We start from the raw sequence: 15,897 nt of genomic DNA, 5'->3' as shown, positions 1-15,897 counted from the left end.
AAGGAGTGTCTATGCCCAGGCGCGCGGCGGATATGTCCCGCGCTTCCCGATGGTGCTCCATCCAAGGTCGCCAGTCGCGCGAGCGAGGGCTCGATAGCAGTTTTTGGCGCGGTTCACAACGATCAGATGGAGCCGAATCCGCGTGTTTACAGCGGAAGTTCCGGTTCGCGCCGGGCGTTGCGGCGGGCATTGGTAACCGTCGGGGACGCCGTGGAGCGGACGAAGCTCCAGCGGATCGAGGGCGCCTGTCGCGCGTCCTGCCGGATCACGATCTGGGCGGTGCGGCGCGGCCCGTCATTGCCGGCCAGGAACACGCTGTCCTCGAGGTCGACCTTGTCGTCGAGCGCCTCGAAGGTCCAGACGTCGCGGTTCGGCAGCACCAGCATGACGCCGCGCGCATCCGACAGCCGGCTCGCCTTCACCGCGGGATGCAGATGGAAGCGCAGCGCGAAATCGGCGTCAGCGCCCTTGAAGCGTCCGCCCTGCGGGGGCGACAGCGTGTCCTCGCCGTCGATGCGCGCGCCGTCGTTGGCGATCATCAGCACGCGGCGATGGATGGCGCCGAACTTGGCGAGATAGCCGTCATGCGACGTCGTAAGCAGCGTGCCGTTCTGCACGATCTCGCGATAGCTCTCGACCTCGACGGGCCCGCTGGTCACAGGCGAGCCGTGCAGAAGCCGCTTCATCGCGGACATCTCGACGAACTGGCATGACGATGTCTCGTGATAGGTCAGCGTCGAATGCGCTGCCGTGCTGCGTGCGAACGGCCGCCAATTGTCGCGGCCCGTGGTCGGCATGCCGCAATTGGTGACGATGCGGCTGATGCCGGAGGACAGCTCGAACGACAGGCAGCCGGCATGGGCGTCGTGACTGACGCCGGCCGGCGGCGGCGGGCCGGTGTCGATGATCACGGTGGTCTGGCCGGCATCGAGCCGCTGGAAGCCGGTATGCGGCATGTTCGCCATCGGCACGCCATGGGTGTCGTCATAGGCGAGCAGCGTGGCGAGCAGGTCGGACGATGTCGCGCTCATGCCATTGAACAGCGCGAAATTGCCGTCGCCATGCCGGAAGAAGCGCAGCATCGGCATCATGCGGTCGATCGCGTTGAGCAGCGCCGGGGGTGGCGCGATGTTGCGCGCGGCAAAGGTCTGGCGCAGCGGCAGCAGGTCGATCAGGAGTTCGATCAGCGCGCCCGGGTTGCGGGAGATGTGTCCGCCGTCGGGCAGGATCTGCCGCTGCAATTCGTCCGACAGCTTCTTCGATGCGCTGCGGATGTGACGCGCCTGGTTGGCGAGGCAGAGGGCCGCATAGCACAGCGCGATCAGCACCTGGAGCTTCGGCACCCCGTCGGGAATGTCGACCATCGTGTAGCGCAGGAAGCGGATCTCGCGCGCGAGCGCGCGCAGATAGCGGCGGTAGAATTTATTGTCGGTCTCGTTGAGCACCAGCGGCGCCTGCGACAGCAGCGAGATCACGCGCCGGGCCAGCACGTCGGCGCGTCGCGCGACCGGGCGACGCTTGTTGGCGGGATTGGCGATCCAATCCTCGATCAGCGCGCGCGCATTCGCCCGTGTCAGCGCAGTGTCGGCGGCGCGCAAATGGCGCAGCCAGCCGAAGCCGAGCAGCGCGACCTCCCAATCCTCCGACGGCGGCTCGAGATCGAAGATCGAGCGGCCGTGGCAATTGACGATCTTGCCGGCGAAGACGAATCGGCCGGCATAGATTTCGGCGGCGCGAGTCCCATCCGCGGTACGCAGATCGTGCGGCGCGATGATCAGCCTGTCCGTGCGTCCCGGCCAGACCCGCGACAGCGCAACCGAACCGCCGCTCGCGCGCGCAAGCACGTTCCGCGCGAAGCGGTTCATGACCAGCGTCGAGATACGTCTGCGTTGAGCGACCGACACGCCTTGCCTTGAAGGGGGAGAGGATTCCGACGAATCCTTATTAATCCCAAAATCCAACGGCTGACACCACCTTGAACGGCGCGAATCAGCGTCGTGGTTGCAAAATCCAGTGCAAAATCAGGATTTAACGAGTCGGGCCGCGAAAAATCCGTCGAGCCCGCCGAGCTTGGGATCGGCGTTCGGCAGATGGCTGGGCAGAGTGCGGAGATCGCCTTCAGGGGTGAGGATTTCGCTCAGGCCCGCGACCTCCGACGCCTCGATCGGGACGCGGCGAAGCGCAGGTTCGGCCGCCAGCAGCGTGGCCACGGCCTGCTCGCCTTCTTCGGGTTCCAACGAGCAAGTGCAATAGATCAGCGTACCGCCCGGCTTGAGCAGCGTCACAGATTTTCGCAGCAGCCGCTGCTGCAGCACGGTCATGGCGGTGACATCGGATTCCTGCCGGAGCCACGCCACATCCGGGTGGCGGCGGATCGTGCCGGTCGAGGTGCAGGGCGCATCGACCAAAATACCGTCGAAACCTTCGGCAGGGCCGGCCCATTCCACGGCGTCAGCGACGACGGTCTCGGCCTGGAGCGACAGCCGCGCCAGGTTTTCACGCAGCCGCGCCACCCTGGCCGGCGAGCGGTCGATCGCCGTGACATGCGCGCCGGCATGCGCCAGTTGCGCGGTCTTGCCGCCGGGGGCGGCGCAGAGATCGGCAATGGACTTGCCCTTGACGTCGCCGAACAGCCGGGCCGGCAGCGCCGCGGCGGCGTCCTGCACCCACCATTGTCCCTCGGCGAAGCCGGGCAGCATAGTCACCGAGCCGTGCAGCAGCATCCGCACCGTTCCGGTCGGCAGCGTCTCGCCATGCAGGCGGCTCGCCCATTGCGTGGCATCGGACTTCACGGTGAGATCGAGCGAGGGCTCGTGACCGAGCGCCCGCGCCATCTCCCTTGCGGTTGCTTCGCCATAATGCGCGCTCCAGCGCGCGAGCAGCCATGGCGGCAAATCCAGCGATTGCGCGGCGACCTCCTCGACCAGTGCCGTGCCCTCGCGCGCGCAGCGGCGCAGGACGGCATTGACGAGGCCGGCGTAGCGCGCGGCGCGCCGGTCGGATTGCACCAGGCGAACGGAGAGGTCGACGGCCGCGTGATCCGGCACGTCCATCCAGAGAATCTGCGCCGCGCCGATCAGGAGCGCGCTCTGCGCACGCGGCGCCTCGGAGGGGATCCCCTTGTCGAGCAGGCGGGACAGCACATGGCCGAGCGTGCCGAGCCGGCGCAGCACGGTCGCGACCAGGCGCCGCATCAGCGCGCGGTCGCGGTCGGCCAGCGTTTTCAGTCCGGGATGAGCGCCGCTGCCGTCGAGCTGGTCGTCGAGCGTACGGTGCTTGTGCAGCACGCCGTCGACGATGTCGGCAGCGATCCGACGTGCCGCAAGGCCCGGCACTTCGGATGGAGGAGCAAAACGTTGAGATGGCATGCGGCTTAAGGTTCTGAGCGAGCGGCAGTTCCGCCGAGGGGCGCATGCCTTGAGAACACGATCTCTGGCATGCGAATATGCCAAATGTAAGAAAGGCCTCTCGCCTTTGCAGCCCGGCATGACCATCTCAGCAATGCGATATTGGACCTCGCATGTCTCCAGATCCTGCGCTAGGAACCGCGCGATGAGTGACCAGGCCTCCGTTCCCGATCGCAAGAATCTTCCGCCAGCCGCCCAGCGCGCGCTGGACGAGGCCGAGGCGCGCCGGCAGGCAGCGGCCGCGCATGAGAAAGCTGCGCCGAAGGAATTGCAGGGGCCGAAAGGACCCGAGCCCACCCGCTACGGCGATTGGGAGCGCAAGGGTATCGCTTCGGACTTCTGAGGCGCCGGTCACTCGCTCTTGCCGGTTCAGCCGACTCAGCCCTAGCGTGCGCGGATGTCGCGCTTCGACCCCCACCATCCCCGCTGGCCCTCCTACAGCGGCTCGCCGTTCGGCCGCCGCTTCTCCGGGCTGCTGCCGTGGATGTTCGTGGTCGGCATCGTGACGGCGATCGTGCTCGGCTTTCGCCATGGAACGACGTGGCCCGTTCCGCATGCGGATGACGGAGAGTCGCGCGATGCCGGGATCATCCTGCAGCACTCCGGCAATTCCGACATGCGTCAGCCGGTCGATGTCGTCAGGACCGTGGACGGCGATACTTTCCTTGCGCGTGTGCATCAGCCCAGCGGCCGCGATCTCGTTGCGCGCGTTCGCCTGCGCGGCATCGATGCACCCGAGATGAAAGCATCCTGCCAGGACGAGCTGGACAAGGCCGAGGCCGCGAGCGATGCGCTGCGCAATCTGCTGGGCCAGGGCGGCGTCACGATCTTCAATCTCGGCCAGGACAAATATGGCCGCGTGCTCGCCGACGTCGCGACCAAGCGTACTGCCAACGTCTCGGCGGCGTTACTCGCGGGCGGCTATGTGCGCAGCTACAGTGGTGGCCATCGCAACGGCTGGTGCGGACGCAGCTGGCGCTTCTGGTAACAAGCAGCCGCATCCATCGATGCGGCTTTTTCAATTCAGGTCGCGCGCGGCGATCAGCGCGTCACGACCACCGTCGTGCCGACGGAGACGCGGCCGTAGAGATCGGTGATGTCGTCGTTGAGCATGCGGATGCAGCCATAGGAAACGAAGCCGCCGATCGAGCCCGGCACGTTGGTGCCGTGAATCGCATATTCGCCGCCGGCAAGCGTCATCGCCGCGACGCCCATCGGGTTGCGCGGCGAGCCGCCGGGAATCATGTCGGGGATGCTCGGCTTGTCACGCTTGACCTCGGCCGGCGGCGCCCAGGCCGGGTTGCGATACTTGCCGTCGATGCGCGTGGTGCCGGCCCACTGCTTGCCGGACTTGCCGACGCCGACCGGATAGCGCACGGCGTGGCCGTTATCGAGGATGAGATAAAGCCGCCGCTCGTTGGTTTTCACCACGATGGTGCCCGGCGAATAATCGGCCAGATGGGCCCCCACCATTTCCGGCCGCGCCTGCGCAGCCGTCGACATCAACACACCTGCTCCGATGGTGGCAGCGAGCGTCACAGCAATCCTTATCAACATCGATCTTCCCCTAGCCCGAACGGATCGTCCAAAATCACGCACAACCGGCAATCGCCAGCTTGCCCGTCCTTGTCAGGGAACAATCTTAACCGCGCCCGTTAACCGGTTGGTTTCCACGCACGGCCGCCAAGGGCCAGCCAGCAGGGGGACCAAAGGAAATGTTCGAAATAAAGTAAATGACCTGAAAACAACACTCGGCTGGAAAGATGCGGCCGCATGGGTGCGCGCCCTGACAAGTCCGTGAGGGTGTGAACGGCTGTTGTTTCAGGGAGCCTCGGCGCAAAAGGCTGCCTCGTGTCCCGGACGCGCTGCAGCGCCGAGGCGGAACCCAGTTCTTCATTGCACGGTTCAATGGGCCCCGGCTCAGCAGCGCATCGCTGAGTGCGCGCTGCGTCCGGGGCACATGGAGCTTGCCTTAGGCCGACTTCTTGTTCTGCCGGTTCTGGACGAGATCATCGACCACGGCGGGATCGGCCAGGGTCGAGGTGTCGCCCAGGCTGCCCGGCTCGTCCTCGGCGATCTTGCGCAGGATGCGGCGCATGATCTTGCCCGAGCGGGTCTTGGGCAGTCCGGGCGCGAACTGGATCTGGTCGGGCGAGGCGATCGGGCCGATCTCCTTGCGGACCCAGGTCACGAGCTCCTTGCGCAGGTCGTCGGTCGGCTGCACGCCGGCCATCAGGGTGACGTAGGCGTAGATGCCCTGGCCCTTGATGTCGTGCGGGAAGCCCACCACGGCTGCTTCCGACACCTTCTCATGTGCGACCAGTGCGCTCTCGACTTCGGCGGTGCCCATGCGGTGGCCGGAGACGTTGATGACGTCGTCGACGCGGCCGGTGATCCAGTAATAGCCGTCGGCATCGCGGCGGCAGCCATCGCCGGTGAAGTACTTGCCCTTGTAGGTCGAGAAATAGGTCTGCTCGAAGCGGGCGTGATCGCCATAGACCGTGCGCATCTGGCCGGGCCAGGACCGCGTCAGGCAGAGATTGCCCGAGGTCTCGCCGTCCAGCACCTTGCCGTCGGCGTCGACGATCTCGGGCACCACGCCGAAGAACGGCTGGGTCGCCGAGCCCGGCTTCAGCTTGGTCGCGCCCGGCAGCGGGGTGATCAGGATGCCGCCGGTCTCGGTCTGCCACCAGGTATCGACGATCGGGCAGCGGCCGTCGCCGACGACGCGGTGATACCACTCCCAGGCTTCCGGATTGATGGGCTCGCCGACCGAGCCGAGCAGACGGAGCGAGGCGCGCGAGGTCTTCTTCACCGGCTCGTCGCCGCTCTGCATGAGGGCGCGGATCGCGGTCGGCGCGGTGTAGAAGATGTTGACCTTGTGCTTGTCGATGACGCTCCAGAACCTGGAATTATCCGGGTAATTCGGCACGCCTTCGAACATCAGCGTGGTCGCGCCGTTCGCCAGCGGCCCGTAGAGGATGTAGCTGTGGCCGGTGACCCAGCCAACGTCGGCGGTGCACCAGTAGATGTCGCCGTCGTGATAGTCGAAGACGTATTGATGTGTCATCGAGGCGAACACGAGATAGCCGGCAGAGGTGTGCAGCACGCCCTTGGGCTGGCCGGTGGAGCCTGAGGTGTAGAGGATGAACAGCGGGTCCTCGGCGTGCATGTGCTCGACCGGGCATTCCGTCGTCACCATCGCCGCCGCCTCGTGGTACCAGAGGTCGCGCGTCGGGTTCATGTCGACCTTGCCGCCGGTGCGCTTGACCACCACGACCCAATCGACGTCGTCGGCCTTGGCGAGCGCGGCGTCGACATTGGCCTTCAGCGGCACCTTCTTGCCGCCGCGCAGGCCCTCGTCCGCGGTGATGATGACCTTGGATTTGCAGTCATTGATGCGCTGGGCGAGGCTGTCCGGCGAGAAGCCCGCGAACACCACCGAGTGGATCGCGCCGATGCGCGCGCAGGCGAGCATTGCATAGGCCGCTTCTGGAATCATCGGCAGGTAGATGGTGACGCGGTCGCCCTTCCCGACGTTGCGGGTGCGCAGGATGTTGGCCATCCGGCAGACCTCGTCATGCAGCTCCTTGTAGGTGATGTGCCTGGATTGAGAGGGGTCGTCGCCTTCCCAGATGATCGCGGTCTGGTCGCCGCGCGTGTGGAGATGCCGATCGATGCAGTTATGGGCGACGTTGAGGATTCCGTCCTCGAACCATTTGATCGAGATGTTGCCCGGCGCAAAGGAGACGTTCTCGATTTTCGTCGGCGCGTGCATCCAATCGATGCGCTTGGCCTGTTCGGCCCAGAAACCGTTCGGGTCCGAGATCGAGCGGGCGTACATTTCCTTGTACTTGGCTTGGTCGACCCAAGCGCGCTTCGCCCATTCCGCGGGGACGTCGTAGATCTTCTCGGACATGCTTTCCCTCCACCTACGGCAGGCCGAACGCTAGCGACTGGCGAGCCGACTTGATCATTGACTGATTATGCGTCGGGCTAACCGGGCCCGACAAGGAGCACAAGCTGGACCTTCGGCGGGCCACCGGCCATGCGGAAGATCAAGATCACCCGTTGTGATTGTCGCAGATCTGAAACAGGCCAAATGGGCGGCTTCGGGGTCATTCCTCAGGTCCGCAGAACGGATCTGCGCAAGCCCTGATGCATCGGTAGAGGTATTTAGAAACCGCCTCTCACTGATTCGGGACTCGCAATAGTGTTCGGAACACCCTAAATGGCCAACCCGGGTCCAACGAGACCCTTCGGAACAAAAATCAGAATAGCGGCATTGACCGATAACAGACAGGGCTAAGGCATAAGGTTATGATGGATCAGCAGAATCTCGGGACGATACGGCCCGCTTCAGCCGATCCTGCGGCCATTGCACTGGCTAAAGCCCTCGGACAATGGCCGAAACCGGCCCCTTTCAGGCGTCCGAGCCCGAAAAAGGCCTTCGACACGGCGCCTGCGGCGACGGTCGAGGCGTTGGCCAAGGAGCTGGGCCTGCGGCTCGGCGACCAGAACGAGTTGAAGATCCGGCGCATCAAGCGCGGCAAGGGCTATTCCTTCGTCCGTCCCAACGGTGCGCATATCCGCGATGCCCGTACCATCCGCCGCCTTCATGCCATGGCGGTGCCTCCGGCCTATCGCGAGGTGCGGTATTCGGCCGATCCGACGTCACATCTGCAGGCCGTCGGCATCGATGCCGCAGGAAGGCTGCAGTACCGCTACCACGCCGACTGGGAGAAGGTCCGCGAGCACCGCAAGGCGCATCGCCTCGAGAAGCTCGTCGGCGCGCTGCCAAAAATCCGGCGCAAGGTTTCGGCGTTCCTGTCGGGCGACGAACCGACGCGCGAGTTCGCGCTCTCGGCCGTGATCGAGCTAATCGCGCGCACCGCGATCCGCCCCGGCAACGAATCCTATGCCCGCCTCAACGGCACGCGCGGCGCGACCACGCTGCTGAAGTCCAACGTCACGCTGGAAGACGACAGCTTCGTGCTGACCTTCAAGGCGAAGGGCGGCAAGGCGGTGCGGAAAGAATGCGACGCGGCCAAGCTGGTGCGCGCTATCGGAATTCTCCGCGGCGTTCCCGGCAAGCGCATGTTCCAGTATCGCGATGCCTACGGCAGCGTGCGCGCCGTCAGCACCACGCAGGTCAACGCGTTTCTGCGCGAGATTGCCGGCATCAAGATTTCGCTGAAGGATTTCCGCACGCTGATGGCCTCGGCCGTCGTCGTCGAATCGCTGTCGCGCATCACACCCGCGACCAGCCAGCGCGGCCGCAAGAAGCAGGTGCTGGACGCCATCCGCGCCGCCGCCGACAAGCTCTCCAACACGCCGGCAATCTGCCGAAAGAGCTATGTCCACGACACCATCGTCACCGCTTTCGAGGATGGCATCCTCGAGCGGTTCGCCGCGACCATGAAGGGCCAGCGCTCGCAGGCGCGGCGGGAGCAGCTCTTGCAGCAGGTGGTGGCGACCGCGGCGGTGTAATGCCGTGCTGTCGTAGGATGGGCAAAGGCGCAAGGCGCCGTGCCCACGGTATCGCTATTGTGGCATGAATGGCGGGCACGCTGCGCTTTGCTCACCCTACGAGAGCTGCATCCGCCGCCCCTAAACCCCGCCCATCTTGCAGACGAGCTTCCATTCCTCGGCCGTCACCGGCTGCACCGACAGGCGCGAATATTTCACCAGCGCCATGTCTTTGAGCTTCGTCTCGGCCTTAATCGCAGCCATCGTCACCGGTGTCTTCAACGGCTTGTCGGCCTTGATGTCGACGCAGACGAATTTCTCGCTCTTGTCGGTCGGATCGGGATAGGCCTCCTTGATGATCTCGGCGATGCCGACGATCTCCTTGCCTTCGTTGGAATGATAGAAGAACGCCTTGTCGCCCTTCTTCATGTTCACGAGATTAATGCGTGCGGTGTAGTTGCGCACGCCGGTCCAGGGCTCGCCCTTGGCGCCCTTTGCGACCTGCTGGTCCCAGGACCACACCGATGGTTCGGATTTCACCAGCCAGTAGTTCATCGCGCGCCCTATCCATTCGTCATGGCCGGCATAGCCGTCTGAGGGACGGCGTCGCTTCCGCTCGCCTATGTCCCGGCCATCCCAATCTCTGCCATCAATTCAATATCAAGACGTGGATGCCCGCGACAAGCGCGGCATGACGAGAAGATGTCATTCCTCTGCCTTGAAGGGGCGCGTCATCAGTGCGGAGATCGCGGCGTCGATCGTGCTTCGGCCGCTCAGGATCGAAGCCACAGCTTCCGACACCGGCATCTCGACGTTGTGCGAAGCCGCGAGTTCGATCAGCACCGGCGCGGTGAACTCGCCCTCGGCAAGCTTGCCCGCGTGCGGCTGCTCGCCGCGGCCGAGCGCGAGGCCGAGGGCGAAATTGCGCGACTGCGGGCTCGAGCAGGTCAGGATCAGATCGCCGAGGCCGGACAGGCCGGTGATCGTCTCGCTGCGCGCGCCGAGCGCGCGGCCGAGGCGCGTCAGCTCGGCAAAGCCGCGGGTCGTCAGCGCAGCCTGGGCGGAGGCGCCGAGCTTGCGTCCGACTGCGATCCCGACCGCGATCGCCAGTACGTTCTTGGCCGCGCCGCCGATCTCGACGCCGCGAATGTCGGTGGAGTGATAGGGACGGAACGTCGGCGAGCCCAGCGCCTGCACCAGTTTGCTCGCCAGCGCCTCGCCCTTTGCCGCCAGCGTCACGGCCGTCGGCAAGCCGCGCGCGACATCGTCGGCAAAGCTCGGGCCCGACAGGATCGCAGGCTGCGCGTGCGGCGCGGCCTCCGCGATCACATCGGTCATGAATTTATGGGTGCCGTGCTCGATGCCCTTGGCGCAGGCAACGATCGGCACCGGCCTTGCCAGATGCGAGGCCAGCATGTTGACCGCGCCACGCAAATGCTGCGCCGGTGTTGCGATCAGCAAGATGTCGGCGCGCGACGACTTGGCGAGATCGCTGGTGACGACGATTTCTGGAGCGATCCGCACGCCGGGCAGACGCGGATTGTCGCGCGTCGATGCGATCCGCGCGGCATGTTCGGCATTGCGTGCCCAGAGCGTGACGCTCCGTCCCGCTCGCGCCGCCACGGTCGCCAGCGCCGTGCCCCAGGCGCCCGCCCCGATCACCGCGACGGATTGGAACGTGGTCATGGCTAGTATCCCGCCCGGGTCTTGCCGTAACCCGCCGGCGCCGTTGCGTTGGCGTCGAGCAGCCAGCGCGCGCGGGGCTGCGCCTCCATCGTATCGGTCAGGCCGAGCGCGATGCGTTCGGCGCCGGCCCAGGCGATCATTGCGCCATTGTCCGTGCAGAGCGCCGGCGGCGGCATGATCAATTGCGTCCCGGCTTGCCGTGCGACCTCATCGAGGGCGCCGCGGATCGCCTGATTGGCAGCGACGCCGCCGGCCGCGACGAGGGCGCGCGGCGCGCCGAATTGTTCGCGGAATAGCCTGAGCCCGACGCTCAACCGGTCGGCGGTCGAATCCAGCACGGCCGCCTGGAAGCTCGCGCAGAGATCGCTGATGTCCTGCGGCGTGATCTCGCCGAGCCGGCTCGCTTCGGTGCGGACCGCCGTCTTCAATCCCGACAGCGAGAAATTGGCATCGGGTCGTCCCTGCATCGGCCGCGGAAGCGCAAAGCGCGTGGCGTCGCCGCTTGCGGCCGCGCGTTCCACCTGCGGACCGCCCGGATAAGGCAGGCCCAGCATCTTCGCGACCTTGTCGAAGGCCTCGCCGATCGCATCGTCGACGGTGGTGCCGAGCCGCACATATTGGCCGACGCCGGTGACCGCGACGATCTGGGTATGGCCGCCCGAGGCGAGGAACAGGCAATAGGGAAATTCGATTCCGTCCGTGAGCCGCGGCGTCAGCGCATGCGCCTCCAGATGATTGACCGCGACCAGCGGCGTGTCGTGCACCATCGCGATCGCCTTTGCGGTGGTGAGTCCGACGATGACGCCGCCGATCAGGCCCGGCCCCGCCGCGGCCGCGACGCCGCCGAGCTGAGCGAAGCCGACACCGGCCTCCTGCATCGCGCGCTCGATAATGCCGTCGAGCAGGTCGACATGAGCACGGGCGGCGATTTCCGGCACCACGCCGCCGAAGCGGGCGTGTTCCTCGATCTGGGAACGCACGATGTTGGACAGGATCCTGCCGCTGCCGTCAGGCGTGCGTTCGACCACCGCCGCGGCGGTCTCGTCGCAGGTCGTTTCGATGCCCAGTACCAGCATTGGCGAATTGTTATCCAATTTGCGCCCTTGCGCTCATCCGGAAAGCAGAGTTCTGGTACGTCCGGTAGCATTCCGGGGCCAGATTGCGCAATCGCCGCGCGCGGCTTCCTCACGAATGCGTCGCCGCCAATTGGTTCGGAACACCAGCGATGTCCATTCTCGTTACTCGGCCGCATCCCGACAATGAGGCGACGGCGGAAGGCCTGCGCGCGCGGGGGCTTGCCGTGCTGCTTGCGCCGGTGCTCAAGTTCGAACCGGTCGCCTTCCAGGACGAGAGTGAAGCTCCCTACGGTGCCGTCCTCGTCACATCCGCCAACGCGATCCGTGCCGTCGCTTTACAATTGCGGGATCTTGGTCTTTTGCAGCTGCCATTGTTTGCGGTCGGCGAGCATACGGCTGCTGCGGCGCGCGAGGCCGGCTTTGCCGAGGTGATCGTCGCCGGCGGCGATGCCGCGTCCTTGCGCGACAAGGTGATGCAGAGCGCTCGCGACAAGTTGCTCAAGAAAAAGACCACGCTGCTGTATCTCGCGGGCGCGGATTTGTCGCGCGACCTCGGCGGCGAACTCGGTGCGGAGGGGTTTAGCGTGGTCACGCAGACGACCTATCGCATGGCGCCGGTCAAGCATCTGCCGCGCGAGGTCTGCGAGGGCTTTGCGGCCCACGGCGTCGAGGCGGTGCTGCACTACTCCCGGCGCAGCGCCCGGGCGTTCCTGGATGCCGCCAGGGACGAAGGCGTCGAGATCTCGGCGCTGGCGATACCGCAATGCTGCCTGTCCGAGACGGTTGCCAGCGTGCTGCGCGATGCCGGAGCGTCGCAGGTCCTGGTGGCTGCGACGCCGGACGAAAATGCCTTATTTGACACCTTGGAGCGTGCTTTGCGCACCCGTTTGGCGTAAGAGGTCGGGCCGAATCCGACGTAATCGGTCCGTCCCGAGTATGGAAGTGTGAGGAACCGTCACGATGGCCGACGACAAGCCTGAAGACGCAGGATTGGCTCCTGAGTCCGGCCGTGCCAAGCGCACTCCGCCCACCATCGACCTCGAAGCCACCGAAGTCTCGACCCAGCCGCAGGAAACGGCCGTCGAGCCGGAGGCGCACCCAGAGCCCGAGGAGGCCGCGCGCGAGCAGGCCAGGGTCGAGGAAGCCGAGTTCGGAGAGATCAAGTCCGAAGCGGTCGGGTCCGAAGAGATCAAGCCCGAGCTGCGGCCTGAGCGCGCCGAGGAACAGCCTGCCGTCGTGTCCGCGCCGATTTCGCCCTGGGTCATCGCGCCGTTCTCCGGCGCTGTCGCCGCGGCGGTCGTGATCGGGGTCGGCTGGATCCTGGGCTGGCCCGCCGTGCAGGCGCCGCCGGCCGCCCCGCAAGTCACGAGCGCGACGGTCGATGCGCTGAGCGGCCGCGTCGCGGCGGTCGAAGCCAGGGCCGGCAAGCCCGCCGCCGATCCGGCGATGGCGGCGCGGATCGACGCGCTGGAGAAGTCCGCAAGCAGCTTGCGCAACGACGTCGCCAATCTGCGGACTCAACTCGACAAGACCGCGAGCACATTGAACGATGCGAAATCGGCGCCGGGCACTGCCGCGCCCGATCTCGCGGCTCTGAGTGATCGCATCGCCGAGCTCGAGCGCGCCGGCAAGATCGAACGCGCCGAGCTCGCGCAGCAGGGCGAGAAGATCGCCAATGCGAAGACGATGGACGACAAGCCGCTGCGCCATGTGGTGGCGGCTGCCCTGCTCGACGTCGCCGTTCGTCACGGCGATGCGTACGTATCGCAATTGGACGCAGCGCGGTCGCTTGCCGCAAAGCCGGATATGCTGAAGCCGCTCGACACCTTTGCCGCGTCAGGCATCCCGACGCCGGTGGCGCTGAGCCGCGAGCTGCTCAACATCGTGCCGAAGCTGTCGCCGCCGGTGGAAGCCCAGGCCAGCGGCACGGGCATCGTCGAGCGCCTTCAGGCAGGAGCGTCGAAGCTCGTCCGCATCGAGCGCACCGACGGGGTCGGCAATGATCGCGGCGCCATCGTCGCGCGGGTGACGGCGGCTGCGTTGCGCAATGATTTCGTGGAAGCGCGACGCGAGCTCAAGACGCTGCCCGAGGCCGACCGTGTACCGGCACAGGCCTGGCTCGACAAGGCCGATGCCCGCGACGCTGCGCTCGCCGCGTCCCGCAAGTTCGCCGACGATGCCATGGCGGATCTCGTTAAGCCTGCTCAATAAAGCTTCGCGCAACAATCGGCGCGTATAGGGATCGTCATGCTTCGCATCGTCCTCTTCCTCGTTCTGATCGCGCTGGCGGCGGCCGGCGCGGCCTGGGTTGCCGACCAGCCCGGCGATCTCGTCCTGACCGCGGGCGGTTTCCGCCTCTCAACGACGCTTCCCAGATTCGTGTTCCTGCTCGGCCTGTTTGCCGCGGCCGTCGTGCTGGTCTGGAGCATCCTGACGACGATCTGGCGCACGCCGGGGCGTCTGCGCCGCCGTCGCCACGACAAGCGCCACGCGCGGGGCCGCCAAGCCATCACCCGAGGTCTGCTCGCGATCGGTCATGGTGACACCGCGCTCGCCCGCCGTCACGCCGAGGCGGCGCGGCGGCATGCGCCGAACGATCCGCTCGCGCTGCTACTGCATGCGCAGTCGGCGCAGCTCGAAGGCAATCGCGACGAGGCGCAGCGCGTCTTCCGCGTCATGGCCGAGCGCGAGGACACCCGCCTGCTCGGTCTGCGCGGGCTGTTCATCGAGGCGCAGCGCGCCGACGATGCGGTCGGCGCCGTGATGATCGCGGAGGAAGCGATTAAACTGTCGCCGTCCTCGACCTGGGCCTCGCATGCGGTGCTCGGCTTCCGCTGCGCGCGTGGCGACTGGAGCGGCGCACTCGCGATCCTCGATTCGAATTTGTCCGCAGGCCTGATCGACAAGCCGGCCTATCGCCGCCAGCGCGGCGTGTTGCTCACCGCGCGCGCGCTGGAATTGGAAACCATGGACCGCGACGTCGCGCGCGAGAGCGTGATGGAGGCGATCAAGCTCGCGCCGACGCTGGTGCCGGCGGCGGTGCTCGCGGCAAAATTCGAGAGCGAGGCGCATCAGGTGCGCCGTGCGATGAAGCTGGTGGAGGCAGCCTGGCTCGCCAATCCGCATCCCGATCTTGCGGACGCCTATGCGCATGTGAAGCTCGGCGACTCCTCACGTCAACGCCTGCAGCGGGTCGAGACGCTCGCGGCCAAGACATCGGCCGACAAGCCCGGCCATGTCGAAGGTCAGCTCGCGATCGCGCGCGCCGCGATCGACGCTTCCGAATTCGCGCGTGCGCGCGAAGTGCTCGCACCTTACGTCAACGATCCGACCCAGCGCGTCGCGCTGCTGATGGCCGAGATCGAGCGTGCCGAGCATGGTGATAGCGGCCGTGCCCGCGCCTGGACCCTGCGCGCGGTGCGTGGCCGGCACGATCCGGCCTGGACTGCCGACGGCTATGTCAGCGACCGCTGGCGCCCGGTCTCCCCGGTCACCGGCCGGCTCGATGCGTTCCAGTGGCAGGCGCCGGTCGCGAGCCTGCCTTCGGACAAGGGGACCACGATCGAATCCTCGGCCTTCGAGGAGGCCATGCTGGCGGCTCCGCCGCCGAAGCGGGTGACGGCGGCTCCCAGCGAAGGCCCGGCGGAACTGCCCGCTGCAGCACCGGAACCGCTGCCGGCGGCACAGGACAATTCGCCCCCGATGACCACGGAAGAGACGGCCGTTGCGACCCCCGAACCGGTCCAGCCGGCCGCTGAGGCCGCCGAATCATCGCCGCCGGCGGCTACACCGGTGTTCCGGAGCCGCGCCGACCTCGGCAGACCCGCGGCCGCGCCGATTCCCGCGGTCATCCCGATCGTCCGGGCCCCCGACGATCCCGGGATCGATGACGAGGGTCCGAGCGATGAATTTACGGAACAAATCGGCACACCCAAGGCCCAGGCCGGGGGCTGGCGCGGATTCTGGTCCCGCTGGGGCGCGTGAGCCGCATTTCCGACCCGGCATGTCCTTGCCAATTCGGGCCATGCCCGATATCAGGGGCGCGCGTATCGGGGCCGGCATCGCCTTGGCCCCGGCAGGGTTCGCCGCAATAGCTCAGTTGGTAGAGCACGTCATTCGTAATGACGGGGTCGGGGGTTCGAATCCCTCTTGCGGCACCAGCACTTAGCCCAATTCCGAGCCTGTTGAAAACTGTCTCGGGTAAGCTCGGGGTAAGCAGAGGCTCTCCGTTACGGCTAGCTGCCAACAGTGACCTTCGG

At 66.4% G+C, this 15,897-nt stretch carries 13 protein-coding genes, 1 tRNA gene and 1 riboswitch; of the genes, 7 read left to right on the top strand and 7 right to left on the bottom strand.

Annotation, left to right across the window (positions count from 1 at the left end; translation table 11 throughout):
* Nucleotides 1-6: 6 nt before the first annotated feature.
* Nucleotides 7-88, bottom strand: a riboswitch (ZMP/ZTP riboswitch).
* A gap of 58 nt (nucleotides 89-146) precedes the next feature.
* On the bottom strand, nucleotides 147-1,865 hold the full coding sequence (locus tag C7G42_RS00895; protein WP_199580584.1) for a heparinase II/III family protein: 1,719 nt from the start codon (nucleotides 1,863-1,865) through the stop codon (nucleotides 147-149).
* A 156-nt stretch (nucleotides 1,866-2,021) separates the two neighbouring features.
* Complete coding sequence (locus tag C7G42_RS00890; protein WP_106947240.1) at nucleotides 2,022-3,368, bottom strand: RsmB/NOP family class I SAM-dependent RNA methyltransferase; 1,347 nt, start codon at nucleotides 3,366-3,368, stop codon at nucleotides 2,022-2,024.
* 184 nt (nucleotides 3,369-3,552) lie between these two features.
* Between C7G42_RS00890 and C7G42_RS00885 the strand changes: the two genes are divergently transcribed.
* A complete protein-coding gene (locus C7G42_RS00885) occupies nucleotides 3,553-3,750 on the top strand; it encodes a DUF1674 domain-containing protein (RefSeq protein ID WP_106947239.1) in 198 nt (65 codons plus the stop codon).
* Nucleotides 3,751-3,804: 54 nt separating this feature from the next.
* Nucleotides 3,805-4,395, top strand: a complete 591-nt coding sequence (locus tag C7G42_RS00880; RefSeq protein WP_106947238.1) for a thermonuclease family protein — start codon at nucleotides 3,805-3,807, stop codon at nucleotides 4,393-4,395.
* A gap of 53 nt (nucleotides 4,396-4,448) precedes the next feature.
* Here the strand turns inward: C7G42_RS00880 and C7G42_RS00875 are convergent, their stop codons facing one another.
* Together C7G42_RS00875 and acs are read right to left on the bottom strand one after the other, a co-directional pair.
* On the bottom strand, nucleotides 4,449-4,964 hold the full coding sequence (locus C7G42_RS00875; protein WP_106947237.1) for a L,D-transpeptidase: 516 nt from the start codon (nucleotides 4,962-4,964) through the stop codon (nucleotides 4,449-4,451).
* A 415-nt stretch (nucleotides 4,965-5,379) separates the two neighbouring features.
* Nucleotides 5,380-7,326, bottom strand: coding sequence for an acetate--CoA ligase (gene acs, locus C7G42_RS00870; RefSeq protein ID WP_106947236.1), 1,947 nt, complete (start codon nucleotides 7,324-7,326; stop codon nucleotides 5,380-5,382).
* A 401-nt stretch (nucleotides 7,327-7,727) separates the two neighbouring features.
* On the opposite strand from acs, the gene C7G42_RS00865 reads away from it, so the two are divergent.
* On the top strand, nucleotides 7,728-8,897 hold the full coding sequence (locus C7G42_RS00865) for a DNA topoisomerase IB (RefSeq protein ID WP_106947235.1): 1,170 nt from the start codon (nucleotides 7,728-7,730) through the stop codon (nucleotides 8,895-8,897).
* 120 nt (nucleotides 8,898-9,017) lie between these two features.
* On the opposite strand, the gene C7G42_RS00860 is transcribed toward C7G42_RS00865, so the two are convergent.
* The 3 genes from C7G42_RS00860 to tsaD all read right to left on the bottom strand — a co-directional run bounded on the left by C7G42_RS00860 (nucleotide 9,018) and on the right by tsaD (nucleotide 11,638).
* Nucleotides 9,018-9,431 carry an EVE domain-containing protein gene (locus C7G42_RS00860; protein WP_106947234.1) on the bottom strand — a complete coding sequence of 138 codons (414 nt, stop codon included), beginning with the start codon at nucleotides 9,429-9,431 and terminating at the stop codon, nucleotides 9,018-9,020.
* Between the two features lie 150 nt (nucleotides 9,432-9,581).
* The gene (locus C7G42_RS00855; RefSeq protein ID WP_106947233.1) at nucleotides 9,582-10,562 is read right to left on the bottom strand and encodes an NAD(P)H-dependent glycerol-3-phosphate dehydrogenase; all 981 of its coding nucleotides are present in this window, start codon (nucleotides 10,560-10,562) and stop codon (nucleotides 9,582-9,584) included.
* Nucleotides 10,563-10,564: 2 nt separating this feature from the next.
* Nucleotides 10,565-11,638, bottom strand: a complete 1,074-nt coding sequence (gene tsaD / locus C7G42_RS00850; protein ID WP_106947232.1) for a tRNA (adenosine(37)-N6)-threonylcarbamoyltransferase complex transferase subunit TsaD — start codon at nucleotides 11,636-11,638, stop codon at nucleotides 10,565-10,567.
* Nucleotides 11,639-11,787: 149 nt separating this feature from the next.
* On the opposite strand from tsaD, the gene C7G42_RS00845 reads away from it, so the two are divergent.
* The 4 genes from C7G42_RS00845 (at nucleotide 11,788) to C7G42_RS00830 (ending at nucleotide 15,798) form a co-directional block, all read left to right on the top strand.
* Nucleotides 11,788-12,534 (top strand): uroporphyrinogen-III synthase, encoded by a 747-nt coding sequence (locus C7G42_RS00845; protein WP_106947231.1) that lies wholly within the window; start codon nucleotides 11,788-11,790, stop codon nucleotides 12,532-12,534.
* Nucleotides 12,535-12,598: 64 nt separating this feature from the next.
* A complete protein-coding gene (locus tag C7G42_RS00840) occupies nucleotides 12,599-13,849 on the top strand; it encodes a COG4223 family protein (protein ID WP_106947230.1) in 1,251 nt (416 codons plus the stop codon).
* A 36-nt stretch (nucleotides 13,850-13,885) separates the two neighbouring features.
* Nucleotides 13,886-15,622: a heme biosynthesis protein HemY gene (locus C7G42_RS00835; RefSeq protein ID WP_106947229.1), complete on the top strand. Its 1,737-nt coding sequence runs from the start codon at nucleotides 13,886-13,888 to the stop codon at nucleotides 15,620-15,622.
* Between the two features lie 100 nt (nucleotides 15,623-15,722).
* Nucleotides 15,723-15,798: transfer RNA gene (locus C7G42_RS00830), tRNA-Thr, on the top strand.
* Nucleotides 15,799-15,897: the final 99 nt, after the last annotated feature.

Origin of the sequence: Bradyrhizobium sp. MOS003 (assembly GCF_003020125.1) — a bacterium.
Classification (GTDB): Bacteria; Pseudomonadota; Alphaproteobacteria; order Rhizobiales; family Xanthobacteraceae; genus Bradyrhizobium.
Note: the sequence above shows the minus strand (reverse complement) of the source record. Positions and strands in the feature narration are given on the sequence as shown.

Coding starts and splice junctions, on each gene's coding strand:
- C7G42_RS00895 (WP_199580584.1), bottom strand. CDS start 1,865: ATGAACCGCTTCGCGCGGAACGTGCTTGCGCGCGCGAGCGGCGGTTCG.
- C7G42_RS00890 (WP_106947240.1), bottom strand. CDS start 3,368: ATGCCATCTCAACGTTTTGCTCCTCCATCCGAAGTGCCGGGCCTTGCG.
- C7G42_RS00885 (WP_106947239.1), top strand. CDS start 3,553: ATGAGTGACCAGGCCTCCGTTCCCGATCGCAAGAATCTTCCGCCAGCC.
- C7G42_RS00880 (WP_106947238.1), top strand. CDS start 3,805: ATGTCGCGCTTCGACCCCCACCATCCCCGCTGGCCCTCCTACAGCGGC.
- C7G42_RS00875 (WP_106947237.1), bottom strand. CDS start 4,964: ATGTTGATAAGGATTGCTGTGACGCTCGCTGCCACCATCGGAGCAGGT.
- acs (WP_106947236.1), bottom strand. CDS start 7,326: ATGTCCGAGAAGATCTACGACGTCCCCGCGGAATGGGCGAAGCGCGCT.
- C7G42_RS00865 (WP_106947235.1), top strand. CDS start 7,728: ATGATGGATCAGCAGAATCTCGGGACGATACGGCCCGCTTCAGCCGAT.
- C7G42_RS00860 (WP_106947234.1), bottom strand. CDS start 9,431: ATGAACTACTGGCTGGTGAAATCCGAACCATCGGTGTGGTCCTGGGAC.
- C7G42_RS00855 (WP_106947233.1), bottom strand. CDS start 10,562: ATGACCACGTTCCAATCCGTCGCGGTGATCGGGGCGGGCGCCTGGGGC.
- tsaD (WP_106947232.1), bottom strand. CDS start 11,638: ATGCTGGTACTGGGCATCGAAACGACCTGCGACGAGACCGCCGCGGCG.
- C7G42_RS00845 (WP_106947231.1), top strand. CDS start 11,788: ATGTCCATTCTCGTTACTCGGCCGCATCCCGACAATGAGGCGACGGCG.
- C7G42_RS00840 (WP_106947230.1), top strand. CDS start 12,599: ATGGCCGACGACAAGCCTGAAGACGCAGGATTGGCTCCTGAGTCCGGC.
- C7G42_RS00835 (WP_106947229.1), top strand. CDS start 13,886: ATGCTTCGCATCGTCCTCTTCCTCGTTCTGATCGCGCTGGCGGCGGCC.